17 protein-coding genes are annotated in these 20,810 nt (G+C 69.0%); 6 read left to right on the top strand and 11 right to left on the bottom strand.

Features of this window, described 5'->3' with window-relative positions; translation table 11 throughout:
* Nucleotides 1-191 precede the first annotated feature (191 nt).
* Nucleotides 192-455: a hypothetical protein gene (locus tag BLV63_RS04505; RefSeq protein ID WP_074784021.1), complete on the bottom strand. Its 264-nt coding sequence runs from the start codon at nt 453-455 to the stop codon at nt 192-194.
* Between the two features lie 197 nt (nt 456-652).
* Between BLV63_RS04505 and BLV63_RS04500 the strand changes: the two genes are divergently transcribed.
* On the top strand, nt 653-1,912 hold the full coding sequence (locus BLV63_RS04500) for a helix-turn-helix domain-containing protein (RefSeq protein WP_066215970.1): 1,260 nt from the start codon (nt 653-655) through the stop codon (nt 1,910-1,912).
* Between the two features lie 116 nt (nt 1,913-2,028).
* On the opposite strand, the gene BLV63_RS04495 is transcribed toward BLV63_RS04500, so the two are convergent.
* On the bottom strand, nt 2,029-2,946 hold the full coding sequence (locus tag BLV63_RS04495) for a phosphoribosylaminoimidazolesuccinocarboxamide synthase (protein ID WP_066215972.1): 918 nt from the start codon (nt 2,944-2,946) through the stop codon (nt 2,029-2,031).
* Nucleotides 2,943-4,265, bottom strand: a complete 1,323-nt coding sequence (gene purD / locus BLV63_RS04490) for a phosphoribosylamine--glycine ligase (protein WP_066216083.1) — start codon at nt 4,263-4,265, stop codon at nt 2,943-2,945. The genes BLV63_RS04495 and purD overlap by 4 nt, the downstream gene beginning before the upstream one ends.
* Nucleotides 4,266-4,452: 187 nt before the next feature.
* Between purD and BLV63_RS04485 the strand changes: the two genes are divergently transcribed.
* Together BLV63_RS04485 and BLV63_RS04480 are read left to right on the top strand one after the other, a co-directional pair.
* Entirely contained in the window at nt 4,453-5,469 is a 1,017-nt protein-coding gene (locus tag BLV63_RS04485) for an asparaginase (protein WP_066215974.1), read from the top strand.
* Between the two features lie 8 nt (nt 5,470-5,477).
* Nucleotides 5,478-5,858 carry a sterol carrier family protein gene (locus tag BLV63_RS04480; RefSeq protein ID WP_066215976.1) on the top strand — a complete coding sequence of 127 codons (381 nt, stop codon included), beginning with the start codon at nt 5,478-5,480 and terminating at the stop codon, nt 5,856-5,858.
* A 17-nt stretch (nt 5,859-5,875) separates the two neighbouring features.
* Here the strand turns inward: BLV63_RS04480 and BLV63_RS04475 are convergent, their stop codons facing one another.
* Together BLV63_RS04475 and BLV63_RS04470 are read right to left on the bottom strand one after the other, a co-directional pair.
* Nucleotides 5,876-6,619, bottom strand: a complete 744-nt coding sequence (locus BLV63_RS04475) for a Pr6Pr family membrane protein (protein ID WP_244907231.1) — start codon at nt 6,617-6,619, stop codon at nt 5,876-5,878.
* A gap of 173 nt (nt 6,620-6,792) precedes the next feature.
* The gene (locus BLV63_RS04470) at nt 6,793-8,178 is read right to left on the bottom strand and encodes a sugar porter family MFS transporter (protein ID WP_066215978.1); all 1,386 of its coding nucleotides are present in this window, start codon (nt 8,176-8,178) and stop codon (nt 6,793-6,795) included.
* A gap of 283 nt (nt 8,179-8,461) precedes the next feature.
* Between BLV63_RS04470 and BLV63_RS04465 the strand changes: the two genes are divergently transcribed.
* Nucleotides 8,462-8,866: a thiol-disulfide oxidoreductase DCC family protein gene (locus BLV63_RS04465; protein WP_066215980.1), complete on the top strand. Its 405-nt coding sequence runs from the start codon at nt 8,462-8,464 to the stop codon at nt 8,864-8,866.
* A 136-nt stretch (nt 8,867-9,002) separates the two neighbouring features.
* Here the strand turns inward: BLV63_RS04465 and BLV63_RS04460 are convergent, their stop codons facing one another.
* The 5 genes from BLV63_RS04460 to BLV63_RS04445 form a co-directional block, all read right to left on the bottom strand.
* Nucleotides 9,003-10,379: an MFS transporter gene (locus tag BLV63_RS04460; protein WP_066215981.1), complete on the bottom strand. Its 1,377-nt coding sequence runs from the start codon at nt 10,377-10,379 to the stop codon at nt 9,003-9,005.
* Entirely contained in the window at nt 10,372-10,533 is a 162-nt protein-coding gene (locus BLV63_RS18625) for a hypothetical protein (RefSeq protein ID WP_157412736.1), read from the bottom strand. The genes BLV63_RS04460 and BLV63_RS18625 overlap by 8 nt, the downstream gene beginning before the upstream one ends.
* A 165-nt stretch (nt 10,534-10,698) precedes the next feature.
* Nucleotides 10,699-11,487: an SDR family oxidoreductase gene (locus BLV63_RS04455; RefSeq protein ID WP_066215982.1), complete on the bottom strand. Its 789-nt coding sequence runs from the start codon at nt 11,485-11,487 to the stop codon at nt 10,699-10,701.
* Nucleotides 11,488-11,527: 40 nt separating this feature from the next.
* The gene (locus tag BLV63_RS04450) at nt 11,528-12,262 is read right to left on the bottom strand and encodes an aspartate/glutamate racemase family protein (protein ID WP_066215984.1); all 735 of its coding nucleotides are present in this window, start codon (nt 12,260-12,262) and stop codon (nt 11,528-11,530) included.
* A 103-nt stretch (nt 12,263-12,365) separates the two neighbouring features.
* Nucleotides 12,366-13,946 (bottom strand): NCS1 family nucleobase:cation symporter-1, encoded by a 1,581-nt coding sequence (locus BLV63_RS04445; protein WP_066215986.1) that lies wholly within the window; start codon nt 13,944-13,946, stop codon nt 12,366-12,368.
* A gap of 371 nt (nt 13,947-14,317) precedes the next feature.
* On the opposite strand from BLV63_RS04445, the gene aceE reads away from it, so the two are divergent.
* A complete protein-coding gene (gene aceE, locus BLV63_RS04440; protein WP_066215988.1) occupies nt 14,318-17,065 on the top strand; it encodes a pyruvate dehydrogenase (acetyl-transferring), homodimeric type in 2,748 nt (915 codons plus the stop codon).
* A gap of 94 nt (nt 17,066-17,159) precedes the next feature.
* Nucleotides 17,160-17,765 carry a nicotine blue oxidoreductase gene (gene nboR, locus BLV63_RS04435; protein ID WP_066215990.1) on the top strand — a complete coding sequence of 202 codons (606 nt, stop codon included), beginning with the start codon at nt 17,160-17,162 and terminating at the stop codon, nt 17,763-17,765.
* 93 nt (nt 17,766-17,858) lie between these two features.
* Here nboR and BLV63_RS04430 read toward each other — a convergent pair whose 3' ends face one another.
* A complete protein-coding gene (locus BLV63_RS04430; protein WP_066216085.1) occupies nt 17,859-20,690 on the bottom strand; it encodes a molybdopterin-dependent oxidoreductase in 2,832 nt (943 codons plus the stop codon).
* Between the last annotated feature and the right edge of the window lie 120 nt (nt 20,691-20,810).

The following is a 20,810-nucleotide window of genomic DNA, read 5'->3' as shown; positions in this document are numbered from 1 at the left end:
GACAAGCTCCGTCCCTGGTCCGGGGCCCTTTATGACATTCCCTGTCACCCGGCAAAACGGGGTCGTCCCGAACCGCCAGGAACGAAATACCGGTCGGATCGCCGGGCAACAGAAAGCGGGTGCCTCGCGCATTTGCGAAGCACCCGCTCTGGGCGACTCAGACCCTTCCGGACGAAGGGCCGGCCGACGGTTTAGAAGGGATCAGGCCAGTTGCCGACGTTGAGGCGGGCCGTGTCCGTGACGATGGTGGTCTTGGTCTTGGGCGCCGCGGCGAGGGTGGTGGGATCGGGCCAATTTCCGACATTCAGGCGCGCCGGGTCAGGCCAGTTGCCCACTGCCTGTACGCTCGAAGGATCGGGCCAGTTGCCGACGTTGGCACTCGCGGCGGGGACGCTCAGCGCACCGAGGCCCAGGGCCGCAGCCAGGGCCACGCCAGCTGTGAGTTTCTTCAACATGTTCTGCTCTTCCGTGTGGGTCTATGGGGAGTATGAGCCTCAGTGGCAGATAACGCCAGCGATGCGTTGGTACTGACTGGATCGGGAGATCGCTACGGACAAAAGATGATCCGCATTGACATACATTGTAAAGTAATCACAAACGATAATGTCAAGGTTTGAGTGGCTTCCCGGTCTCTTAAACTTGAGGAGGGGCAATGGGCAGCGGATTTGGTGAGCGGCTTCGGGCCGAGCGCCTGGAACGCGGAATGACACAGGCTGAGCTGGGCAAGGACCTGTACTCGCCCAGCTACATCTCCCTGTTGGAGACGGGTCGGCGCGAACCGACACGTGACGTCATCCAGGAACTCGCCCGGCGACTTGAGCTCGCTCCCAAGGCACTCGAAGAGTGGAACAACCGGGTCACGCAGAACGACGCGGACTACGTCCTGGCCGCCCTGTACGCCCGTCAGGCCTGGGATCTGCGCGACTACGAGCTGGCCGCCCAGCACGCTGCGGAAGCCGCGCGCATCGCCCTGGACGCCAAGAACGTCAGCGCCTGGTGGAACATGCGGTACATGCAGGCCGAGTGTCTGCTCAAGCAGGGCAAGTACTCCGAGTGCCAGGGCGTGGTGGAGCAGCTCGTGGAGCACCGCCTGGCCATCGAGAGCGCCGGACTGGGCGTGCGGGCCCGCCAGATGCTCGCCGCCGTCTGCCATGGACAGGGCCGCCTCGCGGACTCCGTCGAGCACGCCCGGCAGGCCGTGGCCCTCGGCGCCCAGCTCCCCAAGGACTCCCCCATCTACTCCAGCGCGCTGCGGATCTACATCGGCGCCCTGGCGGAGACCGGGCGTCTGGACGAGGCCTGGGAGCAGTGCAAGATCCTTTCCAAGGAGGTCAGCACCAAGTCCGTCGATCACATGTCCGGCATCGTCGCGTGGGTGATCGGCAACGTCGCGTTCATGCGCCACGACTACGAAGAGGGCGTGGCCCAGCACGACCGTGCCGCCAAGCTCCTCTCCCCCGGCAATGACATCGAGCAGTGGGCCAACTTCAACAAGGCCTCCGCCGCCATGCGCCTGAACTCCGGCATCGTGGAGGCGTCCACCCTGGCAGCGCTGGAGCGTGCCGAGCTCGCGCACACCATCGTCTCCGGCACTTTGCGCGACGGGCTCGAACTGCGGTTCATCCGTGCCAAGTGGCTTTACTTGACGGATGAGCTTCCCGCGGCCATCGAGATCCTGCGCGAGGTCGTGGCGCAGGAGGACGAGATCGGCATGCACGTCGCGGCCGAGGTCCACCTGCTCCTGGGCAAGGCCCTCAAGGCCACCGACGACCTCCAGGAGGCCATGGCCTACCTGTCCCGGGCCCAGCAGCTCTTCGCGTCCGCCGGCGCCTCCGAAGGCATCCAGCAGGCCATGGACGCCATGCTGGAGATCCGGCTCGCCGAACGCCGCGCCAAGGCCAACAGCGCCTGAGGCGCGGGCTGCGCGCACACACGAAGGAGGGGTTCGACGGCGGTGATCACCGCCGTCGAGCCCCTCCTTCGTCGCCTCATGGCCGGCCGGGCCCACGCCATGGGGCGGCGCTGCGGCTACGCCTCCGGGTCGAAGGCGCGGCCGGTGAGCCGTTCGTAGGCCTCGACGTAGCGGGCGCGGGTCTTCTCGACGACCTCCGCGGGGAGCGCGGGCGGCGGGGTGTCCGACGACTTGTCCCAGCCCGATTCCGGGGAGGAGAGCCAGTCGCGGACGAACTGCTTGTCGAAGCTCGGCTGGGCCTTGCCCGGCTCGTAGGACAGCGCGTCCCAGAACCGGGAGGAGTCCGGGGTCAGGACCTCGTCGCCGAGGGTGATGACGCCCGTGGCCGGATCGGAGCCGAACTCCACCTTGGTGTCCGCCAGGATGATGCCGCGCTTCCGGGCGATCTCCTCGGCCCGCGTGTAGACGGTCAAGGTCAGTTCGCGGAGGCGGTCGGCCACGTCGGGTCCGACGGCGTCCACCACGGCTTCGAAGGTGATGTTCTCATCGTGCTCGCCCACCTCGGCCTTGGCCGACGGGGTGAAGATCGCGGGCTCCAGGCGGGACCCGTCCACGAGTCCCTCCGGCAGTGGCAGGGAGCACACGGTGCGGGATTCGCGGTACTCGGCCAGGCCGGAGCCGGTCAGGTACCCGCGCGCGATGCACTCGACGGGGAACATGTCGAGCTTCTTGCACAGCATGGCCCGGCCCACCACGGCCGCGGGCACGCCGTCGGCCTCGGTGGAGCCCAGCACGTGGTGCTCGACGCCGAGCTGGTCGAACCACCACAGGCTCAGCTGGGTCAGGACCTTGCCCTTGTCCGGGATGGTCGATTCGAGGACGTGGTCGAAGGCGCTGATGCGGTCACTCGCCACCACCAGGAGACGGTCCGTGGGCGCGTCCGGCCCGACGGGCTCATAGAGATCGCGGACCTTCCCGGAGTAGACGTGCCGGTACCCCGGCAGCTCCAGGACCTCGGTGTCCAGCCCGCTCATGCCTGCTCCCCTTCCGTGGCCACGTGACGGCCCGGCGTCCGGCGGGACGCCACCACGATCTCCCCGCGGGCGGCCTTCGCCGCGATGTCGCGGCGGAACTGGCCGCCTTCCAGCTGAATGAGTTCGATGCCGTCGTAGGCCTTCTCACGGGCCTCCACCAGATCATCGCCGAGCGCGACGACGGCGAGCACGCGGCCGCCTGCGGAGACCACCTTGCCCTCGTCATCCAGCGCCGTCCCGGCATGGATCACATGGACGCCTTCCAGCGCGTTGGCTTTCTTGAGCCCGCGGATCCGGTCGCCCTTGCGAGGGGTGTCCGGGTAGTTCTCCGCGGCCAGGACCACGCAGACCGCGCTCTCGCGGGACCAGCGGAGGTCCTCGGCCTGGTCCAGCTCGCCCTTGGCCGCGGCGAGAAGCAGCCCGCCGAGCGGCGTCTTGAGGCGGGCCAGCACGGCCTGCGTCTCCGGGTCGCCGAAGCGGGCGTTGAATTCGATGACGCGCATGCCGCGCGAGGTCAGGGCCAGGCCGCAGTAGAGCACGCCGATGAAGGGGGTGCCGCGGTGGGCCATCTCGTCCACGGTCGGCTGGGCGACCCGGTCGATGACCTCGCCCACGAGTTCCTCGGGGGCCCAGTCGAGCGGACTGTAGGCGCCCATGCCACCGGTGTTGGGGCCCTCGTCGTTGTCGAAGATGCGCTTGAAGTCCTGGGCCGGTGCCAGCGGGACGGTGGTCTTGCCGTCGCAGAGCACGAAGAGGGAGACCTCGGGGCCGTCCAGGAACTCCTCGATCACCACGGTGCCGCCGGCGTCGAAGCAGGCCTGCGCGTGGGCCAGCGCCTCGTCACGGTCCGAGGTGACCACGACGCCCTTGCCGGCCGCCAGGCCGTCGTCCTTGACCACGTACGGTGCGCCGAAGGTGTCCAGGGCGTCCGCGGCCTCTTCGGCGTTCACGGCGACCTTGGCCAGGGCCGTGGGCACGCCGGCTTCGGCCATGACCTGCTTGGCGAACGCCTTCGATGCCTCGAGCTGGGCTGCGGCGCGGCTCGGGCCGAACACCGGGAAGCCCGCCTCACGCAGCGCGTCGGACACACCGGCGGCGAGGGGCGCCTCGGGACCGACCACGACCAGATCCACCTCGAGCTTCACCGCGAGCGCGGTGGCCGCGGCCGGATCGTTGGCGTCGACGGCGTGGCACGGGACCAGCTGCGCGATTCCGGCGTTGCCGGGTGCTGCGTGGACCTCCGCGACCTGCGGATCGGAGAGGAGGGAGCGGATAATGGCGTGTTCGCGGCCACCCGGGCCAAGGACGAGTACCTTCACAGACACCAAGGGTACTGGGCGGGCCTCGGGCACGCCCAGTCCACGAGGAACGGTGACGTCCCGGCGGGACGGGTCCGGGCCGTGCGCTCACCTTGTGTGCTCAGCAGATGCGGGTGCTCGGCCGAAACACCCGCATCTGCTGAGCACGCAACCCGAGAGGACCGGCGCGGGGCCATAAACTGGCGGTATGCCCCACACCTCATTGGCGACCTTCGACGCCGACTCCGCGGTGGAACTCGCCGTCCTGGAACGCAGCGGCTTCATCGAATCGCGGCACCTCGGGTCCGCCGTCGTCCTCTCCGGAGACGGCCACGTGGTCACGGCCCTCGGGGACGTGGACGCCCCGGTGTTCGCCCGTTCCGCGCTCAAGCCGTTCCAGGCGCTCGCCTCGATGCGCGCCGGTGTCCCCCTGCGGGGCGCCCAGGTGGCTCTGGCCGCTGCCAGCCACGTCGGGTCGCTGGAGCACATGGACGTGGTCGAGGGGATGCTCCGGGCCGGCGGCAACAAGGAGACCGATCTCCAGTGCCCCGCCGACTGGCCGCAGGACGAGACCGCCCGTAACTGGCTGGTGCGCACCGACAAGGGCCGCAGCCGAGTGGCGTTCAACTGCTCCGGCAAGCACGCCGCGTTCCTGTGGGCGTGCACCGAGAACGACTGGAACAAGTCGGGCTATCTGGAACCGAACCACCCGCTGCAGCGCCTGGTGGGCAGCGTGATCGAGGAGTTCACCGGCGAGCGCATCGCCCACCTCGGCACGGACGGCTGCGGCGCCCCGGTCGCCGCGGTCTCCCTGACGGGACTGGCCCGCGCGTACTCACGGCTGGCGAAGGCTCCCGGCGACAAGAACGCCGACGCCCGCGCGGCCACGATCGCCACCTCGATGCTCGATTACCCCTGGGCCGTGCAGGGCAAGGGCGAGGCGAACACGGTGGTGATGGAGGAGCTGGGCGTGATCGCCAAGCTGGGAGCCGAGGGCGTCATGGTCATGGCCGCGCCCTCCGGCGCGACGGTGGCCCTGAAGATCCTGGACGGCAATCTCCGTGCGGCGTCCCTCGTGGCGCTGACCCTGCTGACCGCTGCCGGAGCCCTCGAAGTGGGTCCGGTGGCGGCCGTCCTGGAACAGATCGTGGAACCGGTGCTCGGCGGCGGGCGCCCCGTGGGCGGACTGCGCCTGGGCACCCCCGTCATGGCGCTGCTGGGTTAGGAGCGGGGATGGCAGGCGCACGACGACGGATCGACGTCGCGGAAGGCCAGGCGGCTCTGGCGTCCTGGCAGGCGGCCAGGGCCGGGTCGGCGGACACGGCCCTGCCCCGGGCGACGACCGCCATGGCCGTGCGGTACGCCCTGGAAGAGCTGACGGCCCGCGCCCCCGGCAATTCCGTGGAGGTGCGGGTCCCGCCGTTCGGGGTCACGCAGTGCATCGAGGGTCCCCGACACACCCGAGGCACACCGCCCAATGTGATCGAGACGGACGCCGTGACGTGGCTGGAACTCGTGACCGGAACCCTGGACTGGGCCGATGCCGTCGCGGCCGGGCGCGTCGTGGCGTCCGGGACCCGCGCCGATCTCAGCGAGCAGCTGCCGCTGAGCTGAGTGAGCTGGGCGGAGCCTCAGGCGTCGACGGTCCCGGCCCCCGCCGCGTCACGCCGGCCGTCCGGCTGGGCATCCGGCTCCCGGTGCTGGTGCACATGCACGCGCGAGCCCGCCAGCCGTGTGGACAGCGCCGCGGCGGCCACGAACGCGAACGCCGCCACCGCGATCACCACGCTCATGACCGCCACCTGCCCGTAGCCGGAGATCCGGGGGTCCAGGAAGGGGTAGGGGTACCAGTCCACGAGCGGACCCCGGACCAGGCTGTACACCAGGTACAGCGCGGGGTAGGCGAGCCAGATGAGCGCTGCGCGCAGGCCGATCCGCGGGGACGGCAGATCGACGAGCCAGTCGATGACCGTGATGGTCGGGATCGTGTAATGCAGCACCACATTGACCCAGGCCAGCGAGGTGTCGACGTCGATGTCGGACAGCAGAAGGCTGTAGACCACGCCCGTGATCGAGATGTAGACGGTGGCCGCGCCCCGGAGATAGTCCAGCCAGCGGGCGCCTCGCCCGCGCCACGCGGCGACGGCGGCGATCGTCAGCACGACCACCACGATCACGTTCGACTGGATGGTGAAGTAGCTGAAGAAATTGCTGACCTTCCCGGGCGGCGTCCGCAGCAGCAGGGCGACCAGCTGCGTCACGATGGCGGCCAGCCCCAGGAGCGCGAAGAACGCGCGGAACAGGGCCAGGCCCCGGTTGACGGGGGCGCCCCGGTGGGCGGCGTCGTTGCTGTTCACCCTGCGTTTCGTGTCCACACTGCGAGTCTAGGTCCGCCCGGCCGGAACGGCGAGAGTTCCGGCGTCCTCAGACCCGGCCCGGGCGTGGGCGGCGAGGCGCGCTCGGCCGCTTCCCTCCCCCTGGCACGACGACGGCGGCACCCCCTCGCGCGAGGGGGCGCCGCCGTCGTGGTGCGGGCTGAGGGTGAGGGCTAGCGCTTCGCTTCCCAGCGGCCGCCGTTCTCCCAGAAGATGCGGATGTCCTCGAGGTTCTTGCCCTTGGTCTCCGGGGCGAACTTGTAGACGAAGCCGAAGGCCGCGAGCGCCAGGAGGCCGAAGACCAGGAACGTCCCCACGCCGCCGAGGCCGCTGAGCATGGGCAGGAAGAGGAATCCGACGATCACGTTGGCGACGAGGTCGCTCGTCAGCATGACCGAGGAGCCCAGGGAGCGGAGCCGGGCTGGGAAGCTCTCGCCGGCGTAGACCCACACCAGGGCGCCGAAGCCGAACGTGAACCCGACCGTGAAGAGCAGGACCCCGATGAAGCCCAGGGCCGTGAGGATGCCGCCGAAGCTGCTGCCGCCCGCGATGAAGACGCCCACCAGGAGGATGTTCGCCGCGATCATCATGGCGATGCCGCCGAGCAGGATCGGACGGCGTCCGACGCGGTCCACGAGGGAGAGCGAGATGAAGACGGCCACTAGGGCGACGGCCTGGACGAGCGCGGGCAGGCCCAGGATGGCGGCGTTGCCCTCGAAGCCCATGGACTTGAAGAGGATGGGGCTGTAGTAGACGATCGCGTTGATGCCGGTGATCTGGATGAAGAAGCCGAGGATGACCACGAAGATGGTGGCGCGCAGGTACGGCTTGCGGAGCATCTCCTTGAGGGCGCCGCCCTTCTCCTCGCTCAGCGCGGCCTGCATGTCGGCGATCTCGCGGTCGATGTCCGCGTCGGGTTCGATGTTGGCGAGGGTGGCGCGGGCCTCGTCGATCCGGCCCTTCATGACGTACCAGCGGGACGTGTCCGGGATGCGGATCACGAGGAGGAAGACGAGCAGCGAGGGGATGGCGGCGAGGCCGAGCATCCAGCGCCAGGCGCCGGCGTCGGACAGCGCCCAGGCCACGAGGTATCCGAGGATGATGCCGAAGACGGTGGCCACCTGATAGGCCACGAGCATGGCGCCGCGGATCTTCGCCGGCGAGCTCTCGGCGACGAACACCGGGACCACCACGATGGAGACACCGACGGTCAGGCCGAGGAACAGGCGGGCCGCCACCAGGACCTCGAGGTTCGGGGTCAGACCGCTGAGCAGGGCGAAGATGGCGTAGCCCGCCGCCACCAGGACCATGGAGAGCTTGCGCCCGAGCTTGTTGGCCAGCACGCCGCCGAGCAGCGCGCCCACCACTTCGCCGATCACGACGGTGGTGGTCACGAGCCCCAGCCCGGCGTCGTCGAGCCGGAACTCATCCTTGAGGAAGAGCAGCGCGCCGCCGATGTTGGAGGAGTCGTAACCGTAAATGATGCCGACCGCGGCGGCGGTAATGCCTGCCAGGAGCCCCGCACGGGGCGTGCTCCTGATGTCCTGGATAAGCGACACTGCATCTCCTGAAGGTTGGGGACCGATCCGGCCCTTGCAGTCCTCGCGGCCGGGGCCGGGCGGGGACCAGAGGAATTCTGTTGCCCTCAGTCTACGCAGAGTGTGATTGATCTCGCACTATTAGAGGCGATATTGATCACAAAAAATCATCAATGTGTGGTTTTGATCACTTCGCCGAGCGGGCAGGATCACAGACTCACACTTCCGCAACCGGAGTTACGATGAGAGCAGGTCACGCGCCCGGAATCCCGGGCCTGCGGGCCGGGATGGAGCGGGGGTTGTCATGGACGCGGTGTTCGACGGGCAATGCGGGTTCTGCACCCGTGCCGTGGGCTGGGTGCGGCGACTGGACCGGCACCACCGGATCGCCTTCCACCCGTTCCAGGATCCTCTCACGCTGGACGCCTTCCGCCTGAGCCACGAGGAGGCGCGGTCCGCCGTCTGGGCCCTGACCGACGACGGCGGTCGCTTCCGCGGCGCCCGCGCCATCGCCGCGATCCTCGACACCGCCGTGGGAGGCCGCTTCTTCGCCACGTTCTACCGGATCCCCGGCGTCGGACGCCTCCAGGAGGCCGTGTACAGCTGGGTCGCCGCCCACCGCTACCGCCTCCCGGGTGTGAGCCCCTGGTGCACGGAACACCCCCAGGACTGCTCGGCCGCCGTGCCGGGAGCAGGCTGCGCGCTCTGAGGCACACTGCTCTGAGCCGAGCCGACCTGAGCTGCGCCGACCCGCACTGATCGGCGGGCATCCGACCCGCAACACCAGAACGCCCCAGGGGCGCGGTTCACACCGCGCCCCTGGGGCGTTCTGCGAGCGAAGGGCCTCAGGCGGCCTGCTCCGTGAGGGTCGCCGGGTTCGGCGGGATGGGCTCGATCCGTCCAAGGACCACCGTGTAGAAGATGATGCCGATGACCAGCATGACGCCGGCGACGACGAACGCCATCGCGAAGCTGCCCGTGAACTGGACGATGAAGCCGGTGACGATCGGCGCCGTCGTGCCGATGATGTTGTTCACGGTGTTCATGACGGCGCCCGTGGCGCCCACGGCGCCTTCCGGGGCGATCAGGGCCGGCAGCGAGTTCGTCACGCTGAAGGCGATGGTGATGCCGGTGGTCCCGAGGGTGATCCACACGAGTGACCAGAAGAGGTCCGTGGTGAAGGCGGTGCCGGCGATCGTGATGGCCAGCAGCATGCCGCCGATGATGAAGACGCGGCGGACGGTGGTGCTGGACTTCCCGTTCTTGATGAGGCGGTCGAGCCACCAGCCCGGCAGGGCGTACTGGACGATCACGGCGAACAGCCACGGAACCGCGGTGACGAGGCCGGACTTGGCGACGTCCATGTGCATCTGCGACTGCAGGAAGCCCGGGAGCCAGGTGAGCAGCATCCACTGCACATAGCCGGCGCAGCCGAGACCGAGCGACATGCCCCACACCTTGCGCTGGCGCAGGATGTAGCCGAGGTTGTTGAGGGGGTTGGGCTTGGGGGCGTCCTCATCCTGAGCCCCACCGGAGACGATGTGCTCCAGTTCGGCGTCGCTCAGCTTGCCCTTGCGGTTCATCTCCTTCGGGTCGCGGTAACGGATGAAGAAGACGGCCGTGTAGATGAGGCTGAGGACACCGATGGTGATGAACGCGCCACGCCAGCCGAACATGGCCACGGCGGCGCCGACGATCGGGAAGCCGATCACATTGGAGAGGCGCTGGCCGCTGTCGAAGATCACGGTCGCCATGCCGCGCTCGGACCGCGGGAACCAGTAACCGGTGGTCTTCATGGCGCCCGGGAAGATCGGGGCCTCCGCGAGGCCGAGGATCAGCCGGGCGACCAGGAGCAGGCCCATGCCGCTGACCGCCGCGGTCAGGAAGCAGGAGATCGCCCACAGAGTGGTCGCGACCCGCATGACCCACTTGATCCCGATCTTGTCCAGCAGCATGCCCATGGGGATCTGCATGATGGCGTAGGTCCAGCCGAAGCTGCCGAGGATGATGCCGATCTGGCCTTCGGTCATGCCGAATTCCATCCGCATGTCGTGCTCCGCCACGGACATCGAGCTGCGGTCGATGTAGTTGATCAGCACCGCGAAGAACAGCAGGATGCCGATCGACCAGCGGACCCAGCCCTTCTTGCCCGCCCGCGCGATGTTCACCGGAAGCGGCGTGGTGGCCGAGTTCTGATCCACGGCCCTCTGGTTGTCAGACATGGCGTCCCCCCACCGGGACGCTCGGGCTGAATCGCCCGATCGTGAGACCTGCGACGACGGCGATCAGAATCTGGAGGAAGAGCGGCCGGCACTGCGGCGTCTTCGTCCGCGGGGCCGAACTCGCCTTCAGCTCCGCTTCGGTGGGGATCTTCATGTCCTGAACCATTCTCTTGGGATTGCGCCCGGCTTCCGGGTGAACCCCAAGGTAACGAAGATCACATCGATTCCACAAGGGAATAATTTGTTTCCATCATGTGAAATCAGTAATATCCGCTTTATTCGGAATGGCTCATAATTCCGGGCCCTTCACGGAAGGCCCTCAGCCGCGTCCGACGAAGGGCATTCCGGCCGCCGTCACCAGGAGGCTGCCCACCGAAGCACTCGGCGGCATCGACGCCATGAGGAGCACCGCGCGGGCTGCGTCCTCGACCGGGAACATGGGCTCCACCTTGCGCGAACCGTCCGCCTGCAGCGCTCCGTCCCCCACGCCGATCACGTCCATGATCTCCGTGCGGGTGTTGCCGATGTCGATCTGGCCGCAGGTGATGCCGAACGGCCGGCCGTCCAGCTCGATGCTCTTCGTCAGACCGCTGATGGCGTGCTTGCTCACGGTGTAGGCCACGGAGAGGGGACGCGGTGAGTGCGCCGAGATCGAGCCGTTGTTGATGATGCGGCCGCCCTGCGGCTCCTGCTCCTTCATCACGCGCACCGCCTCGGCGGCGCAGAGGAACGATCCGGTGACGTTGATCCGCAGGGTCTCCTCGAAGCCCGCGGCGTCCACCGTGTCCACCGCCCCGCTGGGGCCGAAGATCCCGGCGTTGTTGAACAGGACGTCCACCCGTCCGAAACGCTCACGGGCCGCGGCGAAGAGGCGCGCGACGTCGTCGGGGACGGTCACGTCGCAGGGCGCCACGAGCGCCTGGGGCGAGCCGGCCGCGGTCTCCTCGAGTGCGGCGGCCCGCCGCCCGGCGAGCACCACGCCCCAGCCCTCGGCCAGGAAGAGGCGTGCGACCGCGCGGCCGATGCCGGACCCGGCGCCCGTGACGACCGCGATCCTCGCGGGGAGCCCGCCGTCCGTCGGCTGGGCTGCGCTGTCGGTGGTGTTCATGATCGATCCTGCTCTTCCTGGAACCGGGCTGTGCTGGGGACTACCGTACGGGACCCTGCGTGATGGGCCAGCCGATGACCGTCTTGGGCCGCGGCGCCGCATACGTGCGGACCTTCGAGGTGGACAGGCCCAGCCGCACGAGCGATTCGGCGACCAGCACGGCCGCGGCCACGCCGTCCACGACCGGGACGCCGCAGCGCTCCCGGATCTGCTCGTCCAGGTTCGCCATGCCGCCGCAGCCGAGCACGATCACCTCGGCCTTGTCCTCCGTGACGGCGAGCTCGGCCTGGCGGACGATCGCCTCGACGGCGCGCTCCGGGTGCTCCTCGAGTTCGAGCACGGCCATGCCGCTAGCGCGGACCGAGGCGCAGCGGTCGTCCAGGCCGGCCAGCTTGAGCCGGTCCTCGATGAGCGGCACGGCCCGGTCCAGGGTGGTGACCACGGAGTACTTGTGGCCCAGGTACATCGCGGTGCTCGCGGCGGCCTCGGTGATGTCGACGACCGGGACGTCGAGCAGTTCCTGCAGGCCCTCCCGGCCGTGCTCGCCGTAGCCGGCCTGCACGACGGCGTCGAACTCGCCGTCGTAGTTCACGACCGAGTCCATGACCGCGATCGCGGCGAGGTAGCTTTCGAAGTTCCCCTCGCAGGAGTCGGCGCCGAACCGCGGCGTGATGCCCACGATCTCGGTGTCGGGGGCGGCGACGGCACGGGCCTGCGCCGCGATGGAGTCCGTCATGGTCTGCGTGGTGTTGACGTTGGCAACCAGGATTTTCATAGGTCTCTCCCCAGGATGCGGCGGGGCGCGGAGGGCGCGCCCCGCCGTCGTCTTCTGTCGGTGTCTGTGGCTCTGCCGGTGTCTGCGTCGGTGAGCCGGCGGGCTAGTGCGTGCTGGCCACGGCGATGACCTCGCCGTCCGAGTCGAGGTATCGGGCGCCGCGGTCCGCGATGAGGTAGTAGACCAGAGCACCGATGCCCGCTCCGAAGAACCAGGCGAACGCCGCCAGGTGATCCAGGGCCGGGACGAAGGCGATCAGCACCGCGACGGCGGCGGCCACCACCAGGGCCGTGATGGCCTTGGGGTTGAAGCCGCGCTTGTAGAAGTACGGGCCCTGTTCGACCTCGGTGTACAGCTTCACCACTTCCACCTTGCCGCGGCGGACCAGCCAGTAGTCCGCCATGACCACGCCGAACAGCGGGCCGAGGAGGGCGCCCAGGCCGCCGAGGAAATACACGATGACGAACGGGTTGTTGTAGAGGTTCCACGGCAGGATGATCAGGCCGATGGTGCCACTGACCCAGGCGGCCCGGCGGAAGTCGAGGTGCTTGGGGAACAGGTTGGTCAGCGCGTAGACCGGGGCCACGAAGTTGGCCATGAGGTTCACGGCCACCGTGAGGACGAGGAGCGCGAGGCAGGCCAGCACCAGCAGGAGGGTGTTGGGGATCAGCTGCACGACGTCGGACGGCGAGGTGATGAGGGTTCCGTTGATCTTGAACTGACCACCGGCCAGGACCACCACGATGCCGCCGAAGAGGAGCATGTTGATCGGGATGCCCCAGAAATTGCCCTTGACGATCGAGCTCTTGCCCACGGCGTTGCGGGTGAAGTCGCAGAAGTTCAGGACGAAGGTGCCGTAGATGGAGACCCACAGGGCGCCGCCGGCGAAGATGTTCCGCCAGGTCTCGCCGGCGTCCATGTGCTTGATGCCGTTGATCTCGATGGTGCCGCCGGCCTGGACGAAGACCCAGATGGCCAGGGCGGCCATGGTCACGAGGATGATCGGTCCGGCGAACGCCTCGTACTTGCGGATCATCTCCATGCCGAAGCTGACGATCACGAGCTGCACGATCCAGAGGATGACGAAGGCGATCCAGCCGAGCGTGGACAGGCCGAGGATGTCGTTCCGGTCCAGGGGCGCCAGGCCCGGGATCAGCTTGATGATCATGATCCGGAAGATCACCGAGGCGAGATAGGTCTGGATGCCGAACCACGCGACCGCGACGGCGCCGCGCACCACGCTGGCGATCTGCGCGCCGCGGATGCCGAAGCTGATGCGGCTCATCACCGGGAACGGGACACCGGTCTTCTGCCCCATGAACCCCGAGAAGTTCAGCAGGAGGAACAGCAGGACCGCGCCCACGCCGAGCGCCAGCAGGATCTGCCAGGCGCCCATGCCGAGGGCGAAGAGGCCCACCGCGAACGCGTAGTTGCCGAGGCTGTGCACATCGTTCGCCCAGAGGGTGAAGATGCTGTACGCGGTCCAGGTGCGCCCGGCCTTGCGGGTGGGGGCGAGGTCCTTGTTGTACAGCTGCGGGCTGAGTTCGACGCCGGTCAGCTCCGACATCCGGGGAAGGTCACCCGTGAAGTCGTGGTGATGGTGGTGGTGATGGTCCGGCGTTCCCGGACCTGGCTGAGTCGCCACCGGGGTGGTGGGATCGACGCCGCTGGGGTTCGTCTGCATGGGTGCTCCGTTTCGATGCTGACGGTTCCGCACCCGTCGGTCGCGGACTCCCCATTGGGCCGGCTTCCATAATGCGGAACTGATTTATTGAAGTATGGAATACAGAATATGGCCCGGATCACAGGCGGTCAATGGTTCCGCGGTGACCGCAGTCACATTTGGCATACCAGTCTGGCCACTCGGAGCGTCGCCCCTGGTGGGGCGGCAGGGGTCCTCCGTGGCCCGCACTGTCGCAATCCGAACGGTGGGCGATCCCGTTGACGTTGCGCAGACTGCCCGATAATCTCGATAGACAAAATTATTTTTTCGCATGTCGGAAAGACGTTGCCATCGCGACGCCAGCCCAACCATTCGATGAAGAGAGGTCCCCTGTGGCTGCTGAAGAAATCACGCCCTCCATCCTGAGTACGCTCACGAACAACCTGCCGGACTCGGATCCCGAGGAGACCGGTGAATGGGTTGAATCGTTCGACGCCCTGGTGCGTGAGCAGGGCACGGAGCGCGCTCAGTTCGTCATGCGCTCGCTGCTGCAGCGGGCAGGGGCACAGTCCGTGGGCGTCCCCATGGTCACGACCACCGACTACGTGAACACCATCCCGGCCGATCAGGAACCCGAGTACCCCGGCAACGAGGAGTACGAGCGCGCCTACCGCCGCGCCATGCGGTGGAACGCCGCCATCATGGTGCACCGCGCGCAGCGGGCCGACATCGGCGTCGGCGGCCACATCTCCACCTATGCCGGCGCGGCGACCCTTTACGAGGTCGGCTTCAACCACTTCTTCCGCGGCAAGGACCACCCCGGGGGCGGCGACCAGGTGTTCTTCCAGGGACATGCCTCGCCCGGCATGTACGCCCGCGCGTTCATGGAAGGCCGCCTCACGGAGGAGGATCTGGACGGATTCCGCCAGGAGAAGTCCAAGGAGGGCCACGCGCTCTCCTCGTACCCGCACCCCCGCCTGATGCCCCACTTCTGGGAGTTCCCCACGGTCTCCATGGGCATCGGCCCCATGAACGCCATCTACCAGGCGCAGGCGAACCGCTACCTCCAGGACCGTGGCCTCAAGGACACGAGCGACCAGCAGGTGTGGGCGTTCCTGGGCGACGGCGAGATGGACGAGCCGGAGAGCCGCGGCCTCCTCCAGCTCGCGGCCAACGAGGGGCTCGACAACCTCAACTTCGTGATCAACTGCAACCTCCAGCGACTCGACGGCCCGGTGCGCGGCAACGGCAAGATCATGCAGGAGCTCGAAGCGTTCTTCCGCGGCGCGGGCTGGAACGTCATCAAGGTCGTCTGGGGCCGCGAGTGGGACGACCTGCTGGCGAAGGACCGGGACGGTTCTCTGGTGAACATCATGAATGACACCGTCGATGGCGACTACCAGACGTTCAAGGCGGAGAACGGCGCGTTCATCCGCGAGCACTTCTTCGGGCGCAGTGCCCAGACGAAGGAACTGGTCTCCGATCTGACGGACGACCAGATCTGGAACCTCAAGCGCGGCGGCCACGACTACCGCAAGGTCTACGCGGCCTACAAGGCGGCGACCGAGTTCAAGGGCAAGCCGACCGTCATCCTCGCGAAGACCGTCAAGGGCTACGGCCTGGGCGCGCACTTCGAGGCCCGCAACGCCACCCACCAGATGAAGAAGCTGACGATGGAGGACCTCAAGGCCTTCCGCGATCTGCTGCGCATCCCGATCAGCGACGAGGTCCTCGAAAAGGACCTGTACCGTCCGCCGTACTACCACCCCGGCACCGACGCACCCGAGATCCAGTACATGTTGGAGCGCCGCGCGGCCCTGGGCGGCTCCGTCCCCGAACGCCGTCCGGACCACGTGCCGGTGACGCTCCCGGACGCGAAGTCTTACGAGGTCGCCAAGAAGGGATCCGGCAAGCAGAAGGCCGCCACCACCATGGCCTTCGTCCGCATGCTCAAGGACCTCCTCCGGGACAAGGACTTCGGCAAGCGCCTGGTCCCCGTGGTCCCGGACGAATCCCGGACCTTCGGCATGGACGCGTTCTTCCCGACCGCCAAGATCTACAACCCCAAGGGCCAGAACTACCTGTCCGTGGACCGCGAACTGGTGCTCGCCTACAAGGAGTCCCCGCTCGGCCAGCTGATCCACCCCGGGATCAACGAGGCCGGCGCCGTCGCCGCGTTCACCGCGGCCGGGACCGCCTATGCCACGCACGGCCAGCCCCTGGTGCCGATCTACGTCTTCTACTCGATGTTCGGCTTCCAGCGCACCGGCGACTCCTTCTGGGCCGCCGCGGACCAGATGACCCGTGGCTTCATCATCGGCGCCACCGCCGGCCGCACCACGCTCACCGGCGAGGGACTCCAGCACGCCGACGGCCACTCGCCGCTGCTCGCGAGCACGAACCCCGCCGTCGTGACGTATGACCCGGCGTACGGCTACGAGATCGCGCACATCTTCCGCGACGGCCTCGAGAGGATGTACGGCCCGGACTCCGAGGACCGCAACCTCATGTACTACCTCACGGTGTACAACGAGCCCATCACCCAGCCGGCCGAGCCGGAGAACCTCGACGTCGAGGGCGTCCTCAAGGGCATTTACAAGCTCTCCGCCGCGGAGGACGCCGACGGCAAGCCGCGCGCCCAGATCCTCGCCTCGGGCGTCTCCGTCCCGTGGGCCCTGGACGCCCAGCGGATCCTCGCCGAGCACTGGGGCGTGGCCGCCGACGTCTGGAGCGTCACGAGCTGGAACGAACTGCGCCGCGACGGCCTGGCCGCCGAGGAGCATGGATTCCTGAACCCGGGCGAGGAGCCGCGGGTGCCGTTCGTGACCCGGCAGCTCGAAGGCGCCGAGGGCCCCGTGGTGGCCGTGTCCGACTACATGAAGGCCGTGCCGGACCAGATCCGCCAGTTCATCCCGAACGAGTACGGCGTGCTCGGCGCGGACGGCTTCGGCTTCTCCGACACCCGCCAGGCCGCGCGCCGCTTCTTCAAGAACGACACCCACTCCGTGGTGGTCAAGACCCTGCAGATGCTCGCACGCCAGGGCAAGGTCGACCCCCAGGCCCCGGCGCAGGCGATCGAGAAGTACAGCCTGCTCGACGTGACCGCCGGAACCACGGGAGGCGCGGGCGGCGACGCCTGACCCACCTGACGCGCCGAGACGCCGGAAGGTGCCCGTATCCGCGAGGAATACGGGCACCTTTCGGCGTCTCGCGGGAAGGACTTAGGGTGACAGCATGACCCCGAGCACAGCGGCCACGGCCATACTCCTCGCCGCGGGCGCCGGGGCCCGTCTGGGCCTCGGGCCCAAGGCGCTGCTGCGCCGCCACGGCGCTCCCCTGGTGGACCACCTCGCGGCCGTGCTGCACGACGGCGGCTGCCACGGCGTCGTCGTGGTGCTGGGGGCGGAGGCCGGGCGGGTGCGGGAGGAGGCCGCGCTGGCGGACTGCGCCGTCGTGGTCAACGACGACTGGCCCAGCGGCATGGGAGGCTCGCTGAAGACCGGGCTCGCGGCCGCGCCGCCGGGGCGTCACGCGCTCGTCGCCCTGGTGGATCAGCCCGCGCTCACCGCGGAAACCGTCGCCGCGCTGCTGGCCGCACACCGGCCGGGACGGGTGACCGCCGCGGCGTACCCCGACGCGTCGGGCACGCTGAAACGAGGGCACCCGGTGCTGTTCGACGCTTCGCTGCTGGCTGCCGTCGCGGACTCGGCGCACGGCGACGCCGGAGCGCGGGACTTCCTCAGGGCACATCCTGAGCTGCTGGACCTGGTCGACTGCCAGGCCTGGGGCGACGGACGGGACGTGGACACCCCGGCGGATCTGCCGCTGCTGGACGGGTGACTTCGGGAACCCTGACAGCCGAACCGTGAGCGCACTGCGGGCCCGGGACCTGAGGTCCCGGGCCCACGGCACGTGCCGGTCACGCGGCGCCGTCTACACCAGCGTCAGGCCCGCCTCCTTGAGCCCCAGGTACACGGCGTCCTGGGTCAGCGGGAGCGTGCTGAACCGGACACCCGTCGCCTGTCGGAGAGCGTTGGCCAGGGCCGGAGCCACCGGGTTAAACGGGCTCTCGCTCATGGACTTGGCGCCCAGCGGACCCGTGGAATCCTCGGTCTCGGCGAAGTACACCTCGCTCCGTGGCGTGTCCGCGAAGGTCGGGATGTGGTACTGCCGCAGAATGTCGGTGTAGACGCGGCCGGTGTCGTCGATCCGCACCGCCTCGTACAGCGCCGCGCCCAGTGCCTGCGCGATCCCGCCCTCCACCTGGCCCCGGCACTGGCGCGGATTGACGACCTTGCCGGCGTCGGCGGCCTGGACGCTCTGGAGGATGCGGATCTCGCCCGTCACGCGGCTGACCGCCACCCGGAAGCCGTGCACGTTGAAGGCGACGGAGCGCGGCGTGCCGCCCCATTCGCCGTCGGCCACCAGGGACAGTCCACGCTCGACGGCGGCGGCGTGCAGCCGCTCGAGGCTCACCGTCCCGCCAGGGTGGGCGACGCCGTCGGGCCCCAGGACGCAGTCCTCCACCGGGGCGCCCAGCAGATCGGCGCCCAGGGCACGGAGCCGGTCCGCGAGTTCCGTGGCCGCCGCGAGCGTCGCCTTGCCCGCCACCACGGTCCCCGTGGACCCGAAGGCCCCGGTGTCATGCCGGGTGTTCGCCGTGTCCGCCTGCCGGTAGTCGACGGCGTCGGTGCTGGTGCCGAGCGCCTCCGCCGCGAGCTGGGTGTGCACGGTGGTGGTGCCGTTGCCGAACTCGGCCGTGCCGAACTCCACGAGGTACCGCCCGTCGGCCCCGAGGGAGACCCGGCTGTGCGAGAAGTGCCCGCGCGGCGGGACCGTGTCGATCATGGACAACGCGCTCCCCTCCCCCACGAGCCATTCCTCGCCGAGCTCCGCCCCGAACGACGCCTCCCGCTCGGCGCCGCGGCGCAGCGCGTCCTCGGCGAGCTGCACGCACTGGTCCAGGCCGTAGCTGCCGTAGAGCACGTCCTCCTCGGGTTCGCTGTGGGAGGAGAGCATGGGGTCGCCCTTCCGGACCATGTTCTTCCGGCGGAACTCCCAGGGGTCCATGCCGATCCCGTGTGCCAGCTCGTCCATGGCGGACTCGACCGCGAAGATCATCTGGCTGAGACCGTAGCCGCGGAAGGCGCCGGAGGGCAGGGTGTGGGTGTAGACGGCCTGCGCGTCGAGCCGCTTGTTGGCGCAGTTGTAGACCGCCACGGACTCGCCGCAGCCGTGGAACATGACGCCCGGGCCGTGGTTGCCGTAGGCCCCGGTGTTCGTCAGGACGTCGAGCTGGAGCGCCGTCAGCGTGCCGTCCCGGCGGGCCGCGGCCTTGAGCCGGATGTGGAACGGGTGGCGCGTGGTGGTGGCCGTGAACTGCTCGGAACGAGTGAATTCGAGCTGCACGGGCACCCCGAGTTCCAGGGCGGCCAGGGCGGCGAGGTCCTCCGTGATGACCTCCTGCTTCCCGCCGAAACCGCCGCCGACGCGGCCCGTCAGGACCCGGACGCTGTCCCGCGGCCGGCCGAAGATCCGGGCCAGGGTCCGCTGGGCCAGGAACGGCACCTGCGTGGAGGAGCGCACCGTGAGCACGCCGTCCTCCACCCAGGCGATGGAGCAGTGGGTCTCCAGCGCCACGTGCTGGACACGATGCGTGCGGTACTCCTTCTCGTGCACGACGTCCGCCGTGGCGAACGCTGCGTCCAGGTCCCCCAGCTCGGAGTGCAGCTCGGCCAGGACGTTGTCCTGCGGGCGGGAGATCCGGGCGACGGCGCCGTCCTTCTCTCCGTGCACCGTCGGCGCCCCGGGGAGGATCGCCTCCTCCGGCGTGAACACGGCGGGCAGCACCTCGTACTCGACCTCGAGAGCCCGGACACCCGCTTCGGCGGCCTGAACGGAATCGGCGACGACGGCGGCCACCCGCTGCCCGACGAACCGCACCACGGTGTCCAGCATGCGCATGTCGTCCGGGTCGTCCTCCACCAGCTCGTGCTGCGCCGTGGAATAGAGGAGGTCCGGGACGTCCTCGTGCGTGAAGACCCGTACGACGCCGGGCACGGCCAGAGCGGCCGACGCGTCGATCGAGACGATCCGGGCGTGCGCGTGCGGCGAGCGCAGGAGCTTCATGTGCAGCAGGCCCGGGAAGTCCGCGGGATCCTTGTCCAGGGTGTACCGCACGGCGCCCGTGACGACGCCCGGCCCGGCCGGGGCGGGGACGTTGTCCCCCATGCCGCCGCTGTGGCCGCGGTTCTCGCCGTCGGCGTCGCCCCGGATGGCGTCCTCGATGGCGCGGTAGCCGGTGCAGCGGCAGAGGTTGCCCTTCAGGTTCCGGGGCAGGTCCTGCTTCTGCTCCTCGGAGAAGGTGGCACTGGTCATGATCATGCCCGCCGTGCAGAAGCCGCACTGGAAGCCCTGGGACTCCAGGAACCGGCGCTGCATCGGGTGGAGGGCGCCGGCGTCACCCGGGGCATCGGCGTCGTGGTCGCCGTGACCGTTCGAGCAGGTGGCGGCGAGGCCCTCGATGGTCGTCACCTCATGGCCCCCGGCGAGCGCGGCCGGGTAGAGGCACGAATGCACGGGCTTGCCGTCGACGTGCACGGTGCACGCCCCGCAGTCGCCGCCGTCGCAGCCCTTCTTCACGCCGGTGTTGCCCTGTTCACGCAGGAAGGTCCGGAGGCACTGCCCGGCGCGCGGCTCGGCTGTGGCGGGGACGCCGTTGATGACGATCGCGTCGCGGGTGGGGTCCGTGGCGAGCGCGTCCAGTCCGATGGCGGCGAGCTCCGCGGACGCCTCCTTCGGCGCGACCGGCGGCCAGAAGTCACCGGACACGACGACGCCGTCCCCGCCTCCCGCGGTCGCTGCACCGCCCAGCTCGGCCAGGAT

Source organism: Arthrobacter woluwensis (assembly GCF_900105345.1).
GTDB lineage: Bacteria > Actinomycetota > Actinomycetes > Actinomycetales > Micrococcaceae > Arthrobacter_E > Arthrobacter_E woluwensis.
Note: the sequence above shows the minus strand (reverse complement) of the source record. Positions and strands in the feature narration are given on the sequence as shown.

What these genes read in the sequence shown, in the direction of transcription:
- BLV63_RS04445 (WP_066215986.1), bottom strand. Translation starts at nt 13,946, where the DNA reads ATGCAGACGAACCCCAGCGGCGTCGATCCCACCACCCCGGTGGCGACT.
- BLV63_RS04465 (WP_066215980.1), top strand. Translation starts at nt 8,462, where the DNA reads ATGGACGCGGTGTTCGACGGGCAATGCGGGTTCTGCACCCGTGCCGTG.
- BLV63_RS04500 (WP_066215970.1), top strand. Translation starts at nt 653, where the DNA reads ATGGGCAGCGGATTTGGTGAGCGGCTTCGGGCCGAGCGCCTGGAACGC.
- BLV63_RS04485 (WP_066215974.1), top strand. Translation starts at nt 4,453, where the DNA reads ATGCCCCACACCTCATTGGCGACCTTCGACGCCGACTCCGCGGTGGAA.
- BLV63_RS18625 (WP_157412736.1), bottom strand. Translation starts at nt 10,533, where the DNA reads ATGAAGATCCCCACCGAAGCGGAGCTGAAGGCGAGTTCGGCCCCGCGG.
- BLV63_RS04505 (WP_074784021.1), bottom strand. Translation starts at nt 455, where the DNA reads ATGTTGAAGAAACTCACAGCTGGCGTGGCCCTGGCTGCGGCCCTGGGC.
- BLV63_RS04450 (WP_066215984.1), bottom strand. Translation starts at nt 12,262, where the DNA reads ATGAAAATCCTGGTTGCCAACGTCAACACCACGCAGACCATGACGGAC.
- BLV63_RS04480 (WP_066215976.1), top strand. Translation starts at nt 5,478, where the DNA reads ATGGCAGGCGCACGACGACGGATCGACGTCGCGGAAGGCCAGGCGGCT.
- BLV63_RS04460 (WP_066215981.1), bottom strand. Translation starts at nt 10,379, where the DNA reads ATGTCTGACAACCAGAGGGCCGTGGATCAGAACTCGGCCACCACGCCG.
- BLV63_RS04455 (WP_066215982.1), bottom strand. Translation starts at nt 11,487, where the DNA reads ATGAACACCACCGACAGCGCAGCCCAGCCGACGGACGGCGGGCTCCCC.
- nboR (WP_066215990.1), top strand. Translation starts at nt 17,160, where the DNA reads ATGACCCCGAGCACAGCGGCCACGGCCATACTCCTCGCCGCGGGCGCC.
- BLV63_RS04495 (WP_066215972.1), bottom strand. Translation starts at nt 2,946, where the DNA reads ATGAGCGGGCTGGACACCGAGGTCCTGGAGCTGCCGGGGTACCGGCAC.